The sequence below is a fragment of the Neorhizobium sp. T25_27 genome, assembly GCF_002968565.1.
Taxonomy (GTDB): Bacteria; Pseudomonadota; Alphaproteobacteria; order Rhizobiales; family Rhizobiaceae; genus Neorhizobium; species Neorhizobium tomejilense.
On sequence record NZ_PVBJ01000010.1, the window covers coordinates 72,310 to 86,205 of the forward strand.

12 protein-coding genes are annotated in these 13,896 nt (G+C 64.9%); 6 read left to right on the forward strand and 6 right to left on the reverse strand.

All coding sequences use genetic code 11. The annotated features are described in order from the left end of the window. Positions 1-37 precede the first annotated feature (37 nt). Positions 38-1,240, reverse strand: coding sequence for an amino acid ABC transporter substrate-binding protein (locus C5J24_RS23990; RefSeq protein ID WP_105421478.1), 1,203 nt, complete (start codon positions 1,238-1,240; stop codon positions 38-40). 44 nt (positions 1,241-1,284) lie between these two features. Next, complete coding sequence (locus C5J24_RS23995) at positions 1,285-2,730, reverse strand: aldehyde dehydrogenase family protein (RefSeq protein ID WP_105421480.1); 1,446 nt, start codon at positions 2,728-2,730, stop codon at positions 1,285-1,287. Positions 2,731-2,872: 142 nt separating this feature from the next. Here C5J24_RS23995 and C5J24_RS24000 point away from each other — a divergent pair, with 142 nt between their 5' ends. Beyond that, positions 2,873-3,796, forward strand: a complete 924-nt coding sequence (locus C5J24_RS24000; RefSeq protein WP_105421482.1) for a helix-turn-helix domain-containing protein — start codon at positions 2,873-2,875, stop codon at positions 3,794-3,796. Here C5J24_RS24000 and C5J24_RS24005 read toward each other — a convergent pair. Together C5J24_RS24005 and C5J24_RS32055 are read right to left on the reverse strand one after the other, a co-directional pair. Then, a complete protein-coding gene (locus C5J24_RS24005) occupies positions 3,781-4,896 on the reverse strand; it encodes an FAD-binding oxidoreductase (RefSeq protein ID WP_105421484.1) in 1,116 nt (371 codons plus the stop codon). The genes C5J24_RS24000 and C5J24_RS24005 overlap by 16 nt on opposite strands. Further along, positions 4,887-5,114, reverse strand: coding sequence for a hypothetical protein (locus C5J24_RS32055; protein WP_172724122.1), 228 nt, complete (start codon positions 5,112-5,114; stop codon positions 4,887-4,889). The genes C5J24_RS24005 and C5J24_RS32055 overlap by 10 nt, the downstream gene beginning before the upstream one ends. Here C5J24_RS32055 and C5J24_RS24010 point away from each other — a divergent pair. The 4 genes from C5J24_RS24010 to C5J24_RS24025 are packed head-to-tail and all read left to right on the forward strand — an operon-like array spanning position 5,113 to position 10,876. After that, positions 5,113-7,197, forward strand: coding sequence for a hydantoinase/oxoprolinase family protein (locus tag C5J24_RS24010; RefSeq protein WP_105421486.1), 2,085 nt, complete (start codon positions 5,113-5,115; stop codon positions 7,195-7,197). The two genes, C5J24_RS32055 and C5J24_RS24010, sit on opposite strands and share 2 nt — an antisense overlap. A 6-nt stretch (positions 7,198-7,203) precedes the next feature. Then, positions 7,204-9,192: a hydantoinase B/oxoprolinase family protein gene (locus tag C5J24_RS24015; protein WP_105421488.1), complete on the forward strand. Its 1,989-nt coding sequence runs from the start codon at positions 7,204-7,206 to the stop codon at positions 9,190-9,192. Further along, the gene (locus tag C5J24_RS24020) at positions 9,189-9,512 is read left to right on the forward strand and encodes a (2Fe-2S)-binding protein (protein ID WP_105421490.1); all 324 of its coding nucleotides are present in this window, start codon (positions 9,189-9,191) and stop codon (positions 9,510-9,512) included. The genes C5J24_RS24015 and C5J24_RS24020 overlap by 4 nt, the downstream gene beginning before the upstream one ends. Next, a complete protein-coding gene (locus tag C5J24_RS24025; protein ID WP_105421492.1) occupies positions 9,509-10,876 on the forward strand; it encodes an NAD(P)/FAD-dependent oxidoreductase in 1,368 nt (455 codons plus the stop codon). The genes C5J24_RS24020 and C5J24_RS24025 overlap by 4 nt, the downstream gene beginning before the upstream one ends. A gap of 18 nt (positions 10,877-10,894) precedes the next feature. Here C5J24_RS24025 and C5J24_RS24030 read toward each other — a convergent pair whose 3' ends face one another. Together C5J24_RS24030 and C5J24_RS24035 are read right to left on the reverse strand one after the other, a co-directional pair. Further along, positions 10,895-11,800, reverse strand: coding sequence for a LysR family transcriptional regulator (locus tag C5J24_RS24030; RefSeq protein WP_105421494.1), 906 nt, complete (start codon positions 11,798-11,800; stop codon positions 10,895-10,897). Between the two features lie 56 nt (positions 11,801-11,856). Beyond that, positions 11,857-13,182: an FAD-binding oxidoreductase gene (locus tag C5J24_RS24035; protein ID WP_105421496.1), complete on the reverse strand. Its 1,326-nt coding sequence runs from the start codon at positions 13,180-13,182 to the stop codon at positions 11,857-11,859. 235 nt (positions 13,183-13,417) lie between these two features. On the opposite strand from C5J24_RS24035, the gene C5J24_RS24040 reads away from it, so the two are divergent. Then, complete coding sequence (locus tag C5J24_RS24040) at positions 13,418-13,894, forward strand: Lrp/AsnC family transcriptional regulator (RefSeq protein ID WP_037086105.1); 477 nt, start codon at positions 13,418-13,420, stop codon at positions 13,892-13,894. Positions 13,895-13,896 lie beyond the last annotated feature (2 nt).

The window sequence follows — 13,896 nt, forward strand, 5'->3', positions numbered from 1 at the left end:
GGATCCGGCTTGCGGATCCCGGGAATGCCTGTTGCTTTTACTTCCAGGCAGCTTTCTTCTTCACGTCGACAGCGCCGTCGCGACCGGTCGAGGCCACGCCCTTGAACACGCCGCCCTGCCACTGGCCTACCGTCCAGAACGAGGGGTTGTTGTTGTGTCCGTCGAACTTGATCGGGCCGATCACGGTGTCGAAGCTGTTTGCCTTGATGTGCTTGATGATGGCGGCATTGTCGAAGGAGCCGACAGCCTCAATCGACTTTTCAAGGACCTGGAAAGACGAGTAGACCATGGCGCTCGCCCAATAGTCCGGCTTGGCGCCCGTGACCTCTTCGTGGCGTTTGGCATAGGCCTTGAAGGCCTCTCCGTCGGCATTGACACCGCCGATGCCCAGCACACCGTCGACCGCCGTGCGGAACCGGCCCGCATACGCCGGGAATGCCGTGGCGACGGCGGTGAAGAATGCGCCGACCTTGAGATCTTCGACAATTGCCTGTTCGGTCAAAGCGAAGGTGTCCGGCGGATAGGACCAGGCAATGAAGGCATCCGGAGCGGCGGCCTTGGCGGCCTTCATGACCGGCGACAGGTCCTGGGTGCCGAGCGGATAGGACGTCTCGTAAACCAGCTCGAAGCCGGCTTTCTTGAAGGCGGGCTTGGCCTCGTTCATCAGTTCGATGCCGAAGGCGTCCGCGACGTTGACCATGGCGAGCTTCTTGCCGATATCGCCCCGATCGCGCAGCTTGACCATGGTGTCCACCACACCCTGCACCACCGGCTTGGCGCCGCCGAGCGTGATGAAGACGTTGGGGAACTGAGCGGATAGGGCGTCGGCCTTGTCGGTGGTCGCCGTCGAGGTGATCATCGGCAGGCCGTAGCGTGCGTAGATCGGAGCTGCGGCCAGGTTGAGGCCGGTCGAATAGGGCGGCAGCACGATCTTTGCCTTGTCCTGGTCGACGAGACGCTGCACGGCCTTGATGGTTTCGCCCGGATTGGTCTGGTCGTCGTATTCGATGGCTTCGAGCTTGTAGGTCTTGCCGCCGACCTTCAGGCCGCCGCGACCGTTCACGTCGCTGATCCAAAGCTTGACGTTCGGCCAGTAGCTGACCGCCGCCCCGCCGGCCAGCGGACCGGTTTTGGGCGCAACCGCGCCGACCTTCAGAACCTCCTGCGCCATGGCCGGAGCTCCGGCCACGCCGGCTGCAAGCGCCAAGGCGGCCAGCCGGGTAAATGTCCTGCGTTTCATTCTCTTCTCCTCCCGTTGTTGCATGCTAAGTCCGTGTGACGGGCTCATCCGACCTGGTCGGGCAGGTCCCGTTCGGTCATCCACTGGATTTCGGTGAACTCCTCGATCACCGCCCTCCCGCCAAAGCGGCCGTAACCGCTTGCCTTCACGCCCCCGTAGGGCATCGTCGGATCGTCGCAGACGGTCGTCCCGTTGATATGCACCGCCCCGACTTCTATCCGCCGCGCGATTTGCCGTGCGCGCGGCAGATCGACCCCGAAGACTGCGGCTGTCAGGCCGTATTCCGTATCGTTGGCAACGGTCACCGCCTCGTCGGCATCCGCCACCCGAACCACGCCGACCACCGGGCCGAAGGTCTCTTCCTCGTAGATCCGCATGCCGTAGGCGACATGGTCGAGTATGGTCGGCTGTATCAGCGTGCCGGCATTCTTTCCGCCCGTGACCAGCACCGCACCCTTGGCCAGGGCATCGTCGACCAGACCGTGGAGGCGCGCCGCGGCCTCCGGACTGATGACGTGGCCGTAGAGCGGCTGGCCGGTGGCCGGATCGCCGCACAGCCGGTCGGCCTCCACTTTCAGCCGCGCAATGAAGCTGTCGGCCAGGCTTTCCTCGACGATGATCCGGTCCGTCGACATGCAGACCTGGCCCTGGTTGAAGAAAGCGCCGTGGGCGACCGCCCTGGCGGCTCCGTCCAGATCCGCATCGGCGAGCACGACCGACGATGCCTTGCCGGAGAGTTCCAGCAGGCAACGCTTGAGATGCCGCGCCGCCATCTCGGCGATCTGCCTGCCGACCCGGGTCGAACCGGTGAAATTCACGCGCCGCACGGCCGGATGGGCAATCAGCGCTTCGACCACATCATGGGCATCCTCGGGCGCGCTGCTCACATAGTTCAGCACACCGTCCGGCAGGCCCGCGTCGATCAGGATCTGTGCCACGGTCTCGTGCACCTTGGGGCAAAGCTCCGAGCCCTTCAGCACCACCGTGTTGCCGAGCGCCATCGGCGCTGCAACCGCCCGGACGGCCAGGGCCACCGCCGCATTCCATGGCGCAAGCCCCAGGACCACGCCGGCCGGCCGACGGATCAGGCGGTAGCGCACGCCCGGCGGCCCGCCTTCCACCTCGTCGTCGCGGATGGCATCGACGAGGCTCGCAGCCTGACGCAGGGTCGCCTGGGCAACCTCGACATTGAAGCGGACCCATTCGGGGGTTGCGCCGACCTCGAGGTGAGCGATCGCACACAAACTGTCGACGCGTTCCATCAGCATGTCCGCCCCCCGCAAGAGCAGTGCCGAGCGCTCCTGCGGTCGAAGGCCGGACCAGGCCGGAAAGGCTCCGGCCGCAGCATCGGCGGCGGCTTCCGCTTCCGTCGCACCGAAGGCCGCGGCCTGCGTCAACACCGTTCCCGTGGCCATGTCGCGGCGTTCGTAACTGCGCTCATCCAGCGCGGAAACGGACGCTCCACCGACGATACCCCTAGCTACGAACATGCGTCCTCCCAAACGGCCGTTCGTTGATCCTCCCGCAGCCCGTCTTGTTATTTTTTCAGGGTTACGAGCCCTATTTTGATTGACATCGCCGCAGAGTAAATGACGTTCTGTGGGAATGTATTTCCTCGTTGTGGGATTTTAGATGCCCGACCGTAAACGGCTTTCGCCCAGCCCCGCCCCGCGGCCGGAAGCACCTGTTCGCGCAGAGCGGTTCCGGGCAGCGCTGCAGACGCGCGTGCTCGGCCGGGCGGGTCTTGGCGACGCGGAAAACTTCCGGGCGCTGATCCTCGAAAAGGGCGAGGCGGCCCTGCGCGACGGGGATGAGCTGGTTCTTCCCCTGTCCGGTCCGGTCATGGGCTGGATACCGTGGCGGGACGGCATGCGGCTGGAATTGGGTGCCGGCGCGCAGGGGACCCATCTGCTGCTGGGAGCTTCGACGCTCGACCGGGTCCTGCAGCGCCGGGCGGAAGCATCCCAGCTACGTTTCATGGTGGAGCGGTCCTCGTTCATGCGTCTGGGTGCCGGCAACAGTGCCAGCGATGCGGTCGCCGCCTGCTTTACCGGCATACTGGCCGAAACCCTGCGCCCGGGCCCGATGTCGGCGGCCGTGGTGGAATCGCTGCTGCACATTCTGCTCGTCCACCTTCATCGCAACCTGCCGGCCGGTCATGGCGCGGGCGCCCAACCCGGCGCCCCCAAGACGCTTTCCAGCCAGTTCACCGCATTGGTCGAAAGCCATTTTCGCAAGCACTGGACGGTCGCCCGCTATGCCGGCGAACTCGGCATTTCGCGCGACCGGCTGAACGACATCTGCCTGCGCGCCTATGGCCGGCCGCCGGCGCGGCTCATCCGCGAACGGCAGCTGATGGAGGCCCGCATCTATCTTGCGAGCTCGCCCCTGTCGCTGGGGCAGGTCGCCGGTGTCCTCGGTTTTGCCGGTGCCGCTCAGTTCAGCCGGTTTTTCAAGTCGCTGCAGGGCCAATCCCCCGCGCGCTACCGCCTCGATCTGCGCCGCTTCAGCCCGGTCGATGCGTCAAGCCAGAACGCTCTTCACGCCTGGCCGTGAAATCGCTCTATCCGGAAGTCATGGATGGGCGTCTCGGTCGCGCCGGTCGAGATCAATTCCGCCATCACGTCGCCGACGCCGGGGCCGAGCTGGAAGCCGTGGCCGCAAAAACCGAAGGCATGGAACAGCCCCGGCGTCGTCGCCGACCGTCCCATAATCGGAAGGCCGTCGCCGACATAACCTTCGCAGCCGGACCAGGTGCGGATCACCGAGACATTGGCGAGCGCCGGCAGGATCGGCAGCAGGGCACGCAACTGGCCGGGAAGCCGGGCGGGGTCGGCCCTGGCATGGCCTGTGTCGAGCGAAACATCGGTACGTTCCGCTCCGCCACCGAAGACGATGTTTCCGCGCTCCACCTGGCGCAGGTAACCGCCGCCGTGGTCATGGCCCCAGACGCCGACAACCGGCAGGATGCGATGCGGCAGCGGCTCGGTTACCCCCATCTGCGGCCCCTTCGCCACGATCGGGACGGCTTCCCCGAACTGCGCGGAAATCCGGGCGCCCCAGGCGCCGGCGGTGTTAAGGAGGCAAGCAGCGGCATGGACGCCGTTCGAGGTTTCTACCTCGAAGCCATAGGCGCTTCGCCGGATCGCTTTCACCTCCACGTTCTCGACGATCTCGGCACCGATACGTCGCGCGGCACCGGCGAAAGCCGGGGCGATCAGGCGCGGATTGCCACTTCCATCCTCCGGAGAAAAGGAGGCGGCGATCGCCTCGGGTCCGAGCCCCGGAAAACGTGCACGGAGTTCCGTCGCGGTAAGTTCCTCGAGGTTGAGACCCCAAGGTCTGGCGGCTGTCGCGAAACTGCGCATTTCCTCGAGACCCGCCTGGCTGAACACCAGCCGGACATGGCCGGTCGCCCGAAACTCGACGTCCCGATCCAGCATCTCCGCCGCCTTGCCCCAAAGCGTCAGGGATCGTCGGGCGAGGGGAAGTTGCGGCAGGTGGCGGCCGCTGCGGCGGATATTGCCGAATGAAGCGACCGTCGCGCCGCTGCCCACCCGGTTTCGCTCGATGAGCGTCACGCGCACCCCGCGCCGGGCGAGAAAATAGGTCGATGCGGCCCCCATCAGGCCACCACCCAGCACGATCACATCCATAAGGCCGTTTCCGCAATGTCTTTCATCATCGCCACCATTCCGGTGCGGGCGACCGGTGTCAAAGTCGAGGTTTTCATCATCCCATAAGCCGGACCTATGGGACGCCCCCCTGGCGAGGCATAAGCGGCACTTATGGGCAGCGGCTTTTTCGCTCTTGGACCGCCTTTGCCAATTCGTGCCAGCTTCATGACAAGCAGCAGGAAAGGATTGAGCGACATGGACAGTGCGGCCGCGCCAGGCAAAGGAACCAGCGATCAGCAGGACTGGAAGATCGGCGTCGATATCGGCGGGACCTTCATCGACTTCTGTGCACTGGAAACGCGATCCGGCCGGGTTGCCTCGCTCAAGGTTCTGACGACACCGGACAATCCGGGTGCGGAACTGATGACGGGACTATCGCTTCTGGCCGAACGGGAAGGGCTCGAACCGGCAGCCGTCAGCCGTTTTGTCCATGGAACGACCGTCGGCATCAACACCGTGATCCAGCGTCGCGGGGTGTCGCTGGCGCTGATGACCAATGCCGGTTTCGAAGACGTCATCGAGCTGGCTCGGTTGCGGATGCCGGACGTCTATTCCCTGTTCTGCTCCCGGCCGGACCAGCTCATTGCCCGCGACATGATCTTCGGCATTCCCGCTCGCTTGCGGGCGGATGGCAGCGAGATCGAGGCGCCGGATCTGGAGGCGGTCGTGGCAGCGGTCGCAAAGGCGAAGGCCAATGGCGCCGCCGGCATCATCGTCTCCTTCCTGCATTCGTGGCGCACCGACATCCATGAGGTGGCGGTCAGGCAGGAAATCGCAAGGCTCGCCCCGGAACTCTTCGTCTTCACGTCATCCGAGGTCTGGCCGGTGATCCGCGAATACGAGCGGACCACCACCGCTATCCTCAACGGTTACGTCCATCCGCGTGTCTCCGGTTATCTGACCGCACTCGAGGAAAAGCTGTTGTCGCGTGGCGTCACGGCGCCGGCGCTGCTGACCAAGTCGAACGGCGGCGTGATGAATGCCGACGAAGGCAAACGGTCCTGTGTGCAGATGCTGTTGTCGGGTACCGCCTCAGGTGTCATAGGCGCCGCCTGGCTCGCCCGCCGTGCCGGCGAGAAGCATATCCTTACCCTCGATATCGGCGGCACCTCGGCCGACTTTGCACTGATCATCGACGGCGAACCGCAATTCGGCACCGGCGAACTGGTCGGCGAGTTCCCGTTGCATATCCCGTCCGTGTCGGTCAGCTCGATCGGCATCGGCGGCGGCTCGATCGCCAGCGTCGATGCGCAGGGCGTGTTGCGGGTCGGGCCGGAATCGGCCGGCTCGACGCCCGGACCGGCCTGTTACGGACGCGGCGGGGAGCAGGCGACCGTGACCGACGCCATGGCCGTCTGCGGCTGGCTCGGTCACAGCCAGATGGCCTACGGGCAGCTACAGATCGACGTCGGCCTTGCCCGCGCGGCCGTCACGCGGCTCGCTGAAAAGATCGGACGGACCGCGGAGGAGGCGGCCCAGGCCATCCTCGACGTCGCCATCTCGGAAATGTTCGTGGAGGTCGAGAAACTCGCATCGCGCGCCGGCGTCGATCTCAGGGAATTCACGCTGATGCCGTTCGGCGGCGGCGGCCCGATGCTCGGCGCCTTCCTCGCCCGCGAATTTCATATGGCGAAGGTGATCGGCGCAACGCGCCCGGGTGTCGTCTCGGCGCTCGGAGGTCTGGTGGCAGATCTGCGCGGTGACTTCATCCGCACCGTGTTTACCCATCTCTCCGACCAGGCGGCACCGCAAATGCGCGAGGCGCTGGACGCGCTTGCCGTCGAGGGGCGCAACTGGCTCGCCAAGCAGGGGCATGCCGGCGCCGCGACGCTCAATGTCTCCGCCGACATGCGTTATGTCGGCCAAAGCTTCGAGATCGAAGTGCCGATCCAGCCAGCCTGGATCGCAGAGGGCAAGCTCGGTTCGATCGAGGAAGCCTTTCATGCCATGCACGAAAGACTCTACGATTTCCATGATCCCGACGGAGCGATCGAGATCGTCAACCTGCGGCTCTCGGCCATCGGTGCCGGCCCGGCACTGGAAATCCCGGTCAATGCCCGCGAAGACGGTGAGGCGGCTATTCCAGAGCGCGAGATCCCGGTCTTTACCGGCAAGAGTTTCGAATGGATCGGCCTCTATCGGCGTGATCGCCTGCGTCCCGGCAGCCGCTTCGCCGGCCCGGCGGTCGTTGCTCAGGAAGATACGACCTTTGCAATCCCGAGCGGCGCCCATGTCGAGGTCGATCGCCAACTGAATCTGCATCTCACCTTTTCGGAGTAACGGCCCATGTTCGATCCCTTGAACCTTCAGGTGTTTGCCAATCACACCCGCGCTGCTGCCGAAAACATGGCCTATACGCTGCAGCGGACCGCGCATTCCGCTTTCGTCAAGGAGACGGAAGACTTCACGGTCATGCTGGTCAACCGCAAAGGCGAGACGTTCGGCGTGCCGATGGGATTGGGAGCGACCTGGTATCCGGGCCTTACCTATACCCGCGCGATCGCGATGATCGACGATTACAAGCCCGGCGACGTGGCATTCACCAACGATCCCTATTCCTGCTTCGTGGCGACGCACGCGCCGGACACCCATCTGTGGAAACCGGTCTTCTACGATGGCGAGATCATCGCCTGGACCGGCGGTCATATCCACAACACCGACATGGGCGGCGCGGTGCCGGCCTCCCTGTCGCGAGCGTTGACGGAAATCCATCAGGAGGGCATCCGCTTCCCGCCGATGAAACTGGTCAATGAAGGTGTTTTCGACGAAGACATTCTGAAGATCATGACCACCAATGTCCGCAAGCCCGATCTCAATATAGGCGACATGAAAGCCCTGGTTGGGGCGCTCAACACGGGCGAGCGCAAGATCCTCGCCATGGTCGAGAAATTCGGCATTGAAGCCTTTCTAGAGGGCACCGAGGTCCTGCTCGACCATGCCGAAGCGCAGGCCCGCGATCTTCTGCGTGCGATGCCGGACGGGACCTGGGAATTCGTCGATTATGCCGACGAAGATTCGGTCGAAGCCAACCCGTGCCGCCTGAAGCTGACGCTGACGATCCGGGGCGACGAGGCGATCCTCGACTTCACCGGTTCCGACCCGCAGCTCGGCTCGTCGCTCAACGTGCCCTCGGGCGGCGACCCACGCCATACGATGCTTCTGGTCGGTGTCTATTACGTACTTTACACGCTGAACCCGAAGATCCTCCTCAATACCGGCCTAACGAGACCGTTCACCTGCATCACGCCAAAGGGCAGCGTGCTCAATCCGATCGCGCCGGCTGCCGTCGGCATGCGCTCGCTGACCTGCGCGCGGCTGCGCTCCGTCATATTCGGCGCCTTCTGCCAGGCCGTGCCTGAAAAGCTGCCGGCCGCACCGGCCGGCAACAATTGCATCGTCAACGTCATGACAACCGACGAACGGAACGGCCGCACGGTGATCGCTGCCGTCAATCCGGTGGTCGGCGGCGGCGGCGGCATGCCCCACCGCGATGGCACCAACGGCTCCGGCGCCGATGCCGCCTATCTCAAGAATACGCCGATCGAGATCACCGAGACGGAAGTGCCGATCGAGTTCGTCAAATATGGCCTGGCAAGGGACAGCGGTGGCGCCGGACGCTGGCGCGGCGGGCTCGCGACCGAAATGGCCTTCCGGGTCTTTTCCCCCGGCAGCCGTATCACCGCGCGCAACCGCGACCGCAGCTTCTTCCGGCCCTGGGGCACGCTGGGCGGCAGGGCTGCCGGCCTGTCCGACATGGTGCTGAACCCGGGCCGTGACGACTTCCAGCGGCTCGGCAATATCGATACCGCGGTTCTGCAGCCCGGCGATGTCCTGGAGATCCGCTCAGCCGGCGGCGGCGGGCGCGGCAACCCTGTCGCACGCGAGACCTGGCGCGTGGCGCAGGACGTCGCACGCGGTTATGTTTCTTCCGAGGCTGCCGAGCGTGACTATGGCGTCGTCATCCGCGGCGGCATCGTGGACGAGGCCGAAACCGAAAAGGTGAGAGCCGCTCGGACCGCGCCGACGCGATACTTTCACTATGGCCCCGAGCGCGAGGGCTACGAGGCGCAATGGACGCCGCAGGCCTACGACCTGCTGACCGACCTGCTGCAGGGCCTTCCCATACATTGGCGCTTCTTCACCAAGACGGAGATCTTCCGTCGGATGAAGGGGCGGGTCGGAGCCGAAGGCGTGGCCGCCGCGTTCGCGGATGTGCGCGCACGTTTCACGAACATGCCAAGCCCCGCCGAGGCTCGGAAAGAGGCTGCTGAATGACATCGGAATTGCAGCCTGCCGATCTCGGGGGCCGAATTGTGCGCCTTGCCGAAAAGGGCAGGCCGCAGGTTCGGTTCCGGCTGGATGGCGCCGATTGCCAGGCACTGGCCGGCGACACGGTGCTCACCGCCGTCCTGGTCTGCGCGCCTGCCGTGCGGCAGTCGGAATTCGGCCGAGAGAAACGGGCCGGCTTCTGTCTGATGGGAGCCTGCCAGGACTGCTGGCTATGGCAGGAAGACGGCGGGCGGCTGCGGGCCTGTTCCACATTGGTCGCCGAGGGCATGCAATTGCGGACTGTGCCACCGGAAACATGGCCATGACGGCGCCGGGCGGTGAAAAAGTGATGATCGTCGGTGCCGGCCCGGCCGGTATCCGCGCCGCCGAGCGTCTCGTTCAGGCCGGGATCAGACCCATCGTCATCGACGAGGGCATCAAAGCCGGTGGCCAGATCTATCGACGCCCGCCACACGGTTTCGCACGACCGCCGGAACAGCTCTATGGATCGGAAGCCCGCAAGGCCGTGGCACTCCATACGGTGTTCGACTACATGGTTGCCGCCGGACAGATCGACTATCATCCGCAAAGTTCGGTCCTGACGATCGCCGGCGATTTTCTACAGGCGCTGACGCCGGCCGGTCGCAGGGATTTCACCTACGACCGCCTGATCCTTGCCACCGGCGCCATGGATCGCCTGGCGCCGATCCCCGGCTGGCAGGCGCCGGGTGTCTACAGCCTCGGGGCGGCACAGATCGCCCTGAAGGCGCAGGGCGTCGCCCTCGGCAGCCGGATCGTTCTTGCCGGTTCGGGGCCGCTACTGACACTCGTCGCGACCCAGTTGCTGAAAGCCGGCGCCAAAATCGCCGCGATCCTCGACACGTCTTCCATCCGCAACCAGGCGGCGGGTCTTCCGGGCATGCTGGCAAGGCCGGGCCTGGTCCTGCGTGGCCTGCTGATGCGGGCAAAGCTCGGCCGGCTTTATCATGCCGGCGTGACCTTGGATCGGATCGAAACCGACGAACGCGGCCCCGTCGGCCTGTGCTGGCGGGATGCAAGCGGCCGGGCGCATGTGACGGCATGCGACATGGTCGGCCTCGGCTGGCATCTGCGCGCCGAAACGCAGCTCGCGGGCCTGGCAGGCTGCACGTTCGACTACGACGAAAGCTGGTCGCAATGGCTGCCCCGGACCGACCGGATGGGCAGGGCGGCCGAGGGACTGTATCTGGCCGGTGATGGTCTGAGAATTCTCGGTGCGGACGGTGCGGAGGTCGCCGGTCGGCTTGCCGCGACCGCCTGCCTTGTCGATATGGGTCTTCCTTCGCCGGACGCGAGATCGGATCTGCGCCGGTTGGGCCGCTACGAAGGTTTTGCCCGCGCCGTCGCGCGCGCCTTTCCCTGGCCGGGCGAAATGGTCCGCGCCGTTCCGGACGAGACGGTCGTCTGCCGCTGCGAAGGGGTGACGGCAGGCGAGTTGCGCGAGAGCGTCGTTTACGGCGGGGGCGAAGCCAACCGGGTCAAATCGCTGGCGCGCGTCGGAATGGGCCGCTGCCAGGGGCGTTACTGTCAGCTCGCCGGTGCCGACCTGATCGCCGAAAACGCCGGCATCAAGGTTTGCGACGCGGGACGGCTCCGCGAACAGGCGCCCGCCAGGCCCCTGCCGATCGGCCTCTGGGTTCGCGATGCCTGATCGGTTTGGCTAGGAGGTTTACGATTCCAGGCCGCTTGCCTTCAGGACGCTGGCACAGGCTTCGCGCAGATCGTCGCGCATGGCGAGATGGCTTCCCGTCAAAGGCCGGTCCCGGCTGGTGAGCAGGGCAATCGGCACGGAAATCTTCTGCCGCAGCTGCCTGAGGACAAGGCCGGGGAACTGCTGCCATGGCAGGAGCCCATCGACGATTGCGACACCAAAGCGGTCGCGGACGAAGGGGAGGGCGGTAATCGAGATATCGATCTCGATCGCCGGGTTGAATATCTGCATTTCCGCGGCCGCGGCGCTGACCAGTAGGCGGCCCGGCAGTGTGCCGGCCCGGTAGGAGATCAAAGTTTCGTCCTGCAGGTCGGCAAAGCCGATTTGATCCAATTCGGCCAGCCGATGGTGTTCAGGGACGATGCAGACAAGCTGCGTGTGCCCGAGTGTCTCCACCTCGATGCCCGGACGGGCCGTGTTGTTCATCACGATTCCGAGCGGCGCATCACCGTCGCGGATCATGTCGACGACGTTGACCAATGGGGCGATCAGCGAGCGCACGACGATATCGGGATGGGCCGCACGGAACGACAGGAGCGCCTTGGGGACGATCGCCATCGCCGGGGGTGCCGACGCGGCGACCCGGATCAGTCCGGTGCGGCCGAAACGCATGTCCGTGGTGCGGCGGCGAAGGGCGCCGAGTTCGGAAAAAATCCGTTCGCACTCCGGATAAAGCTCTTCGGCCTCCCGGGTCGGAACCAGCTTTCCGCGGACCCGGTTGAAGAGCTTGAAGCCCAGCTGGTCCTCGGCATGCAGCAGGATCTGGCTGAGCGCCGGCTGCGATATGTTGAGCATCGCCGCAGCCCCGGTCACCGTCCCGGTCCGCATGAGCATGCAGAATACCTCGAGCTGGCGTGCCTGCATCCGGTTCACCGTGTCCTTTGGTTCGCGGGTTTCACTCTAGTCTATAGGCCCCAGGATCAGAAATCCGCCACCTTGCCCCAGGCGGAGGTTTGAAAACGTTTCGGATGATAGGGTAGCGGATCGACGATCTGGTTGGCGGCGGTGACGATGTCGGCGATCAGGTGGCCGGCGCCGGGTCCGATACCAAAACCGTGGCCGCTGAACCCCGCGGCCAGAATGAAGCCCGGAACACTCGCGACTTCGCCGATCGCCGGAACCCCGTCCGGGGTCGAGTCGATATAGCCGGCCCAGCTGGCAGTGATGCGGCGCCCGCCGAGCGCCGGCAGCAGTTCGACGGCGCGCTCATAGGTCAGCTTGATCGTGCTGGCGTCGACGGCCGGATCGAGGATGCGCATATGCTCCATCGGCGTCGGCCGGTCCAGCCGCCAGCGGGCCAGGCTTTCATGACCGCTGCGCAGACCTTCAAGACCGCCGGGTGACAGGCTGCGCCAGCGGCGCATGAACATCGGCAGGAACTGCGCCGCGAAACGCATGTTCTGGGCCGTCAGGTCGATGCGTCCGCGCCCGCTGATGGCGAGCGTGTGGCCGCCGTCACCCCGGCGAGTCACCGAGACGCGGGCTGTGTGGAGCGCATCCGGCAGGTTCCCGTCACCGGGACCGACGGAGAGAATGGAGGAGCGGGTCGAGGCCTGCGGGAAACGAATGCCGAGCTGGCGGCAGAAGGACGACGCCCAGGCGCCGCCGGCCAGAATTGCGACCTTGGTCCGGATCGTGCCGTGTTCGGTTACGACGCCCGAGAGCCTGCCGCCTTCCATCTCAATGCCGCGCGCCGCGCAGTTCTGGAGCACCGCCCCGCCCAGCTTTACGATCGCGCGGGCGACTGCCGGGGCGGCATTGGCGGGGTCGGCGGTCCCGTCCGTCGGCGAGTACACGCCGCCTTTCCAGCTGCGTCGCGTCGCCTTGCCGCGCTCGCTTGCCTCGGCACTGTCGAGCATGTGGGTGGTGACGCCCACCGTGCGGGCGAAATCCCGCCAGCGGGCCCAGCCTGCCAGCTCTTCCTCGTTGTCGCTGAGATAGAGGAGACCGCAGCGCCGGAAGCCGGTATCCTCGCCGGTCTCGGCGGCAAAGCGTTCCCACAGGTCGAGGCTTTTGGTCGCCATCGGAAGTTCGCGCGCATCGCGGTTCTGCTGCCGGCACCAGCCCCAATTGCGGCTCGACTGCTCGGCGCCGACACGCCCCTTTTCGATGAGCACCACTTTCAGGCCGCGTCCGGCGAGATAATAAGCCGTGAAGACGCCGACGATACCGGCACCGATGACGACCGCGTCGGCGGAATGCGGCAGTCGGGCGTCGGTTTCGACAAGCGTGAGCGGTGCTGGCATGACAATCGATCTCCTGGCGCAAACGGGTCGGTGCGCCAGCATAATGGTGCAGCCCGCGTCGAGGTTACTGCACACGCCGCTTGAACCGCACAAGATTCCGCTCATGGCCGATGATGCAACTTATTGTGCTGGCTGTTCGTGCGCAGAATGGAATAGACAAGACAAGCCAATGCGTTAAAGTCGATCTCGGAAATCTGCGGCATAAAATGCCGCTGCCCTTGGGAGGTGTCCTCACGTGAAGCTCGATCGTATCGACATCAAGATCCTCTACGAGTTGCAGAAGAACGGTCGCATCACAAATGTCGAGCTAGCCGAGCTGGTCAATCTTTCACCCAGTCCCTGCCTGATGCGCGTCAAGAAACTTCAGCAGGAAGGTTATATCGAAGGTTATTCGGCCCAGATCAACATCGGCAAGCTTGGCCAGACCCTGACGGTCTTCACCGAGGTCACGCTCAAAAACCATCGGCAGATCGACTTCGCGCGTTTTCTCGCGGCCGTGGAAAAAGTCGACCAGGTGATAGAATGCCACCTGGTGTCGGGCGGGTACGACTATATGCTCAAGTTCGTCACCGCCGGTATCGGCGAATATCAGACGATCATGGAACGGCTGACCGATATGGATATCGGCATCGACAAATATTTCAGCTTCGTTGTCCTGAAGTCACCGATCGTCAAAGCCCATATGCCGCTCATCAGCCTGTTCCGGGTATAGCC

Coding starts and splice junctions, on each gene's coding strand:
- C5J24_RS23990 (WP_105421478.1), bottom strand. CDS start 1,240: ATGAAACGCAGGACATTTACCCGGCTGGCCGCCTTGGCGCTTGCAGCC.
- C5J24_RS23995 (WP_105421480.1), bottom strand. CDS start 2,730: ATGTTCGTAGCTAGGGGTATCGTCGGTGGAGCGTCCGTTTCCGCGCTG.
- C5J24_RS24000 (WP_105421482.1), top strand. CDS start 2,873: ATGCCCGACCGTAAACGGCTTTCGCCCAGCCCCGCCCCGCGGCCGGAA.
- C5J24_RS24005 (WP_105421484.1), bottom strand. CDS start 4,896: ATGGATGTGATCGTGCTGGGTGGTGGCCTGATGGGGGCCGCATCGACC.
- C5J24_RS24010 (WP_105421486.1), top strand. CDS start 5,113: ATGGACAGTGCGGCCGCGCCAGGCAAAGGAACCAGCGATCAGCAGGAC.
- C5J24_RS32055 (WP_172724122.1), bottom strand. CDS start 5,114: ATGTCGCTCAATCCTTTCCTGCTGCTTGTCATGAAGCTGGCACGAATT.
- C5J24_RS24015 (WP_105421488.1), top strand. CDS start 7,204: ATGTTCGATCCCTTGAACCTTCAGGTGTTTGCCAATCACACCCGCGCT.
- C5J24_RS24020 (WP_105421490.1), top strand. CDS start 9,189: ATGACATCGGAATTGCAGCCTGCCGATCTCGGGGGCCGAATTGTGCGC.
- C5J24_RS24025 (WP_105421492.1), top strand. CDS start 9,509: ATGACGGCGCCGGGCGGTGAAAAAGTGATGATCGTCGGTGCCGGCCCG.
- C5J24_RS24030 (WP_105421494.1), bottom strand. CDS start 11,800: ATGCAGGCACGCCAGCTCGAGGTATTCTGCATGCTCATGCGGACCGGG.
- C5J24_RS24035 (WP_105421496.1), bottom strand. CDS start 13,182: ATGCCAGCACCGCTCACGCTTGTCGAAACCGACGCCCGACTGCCGCAT.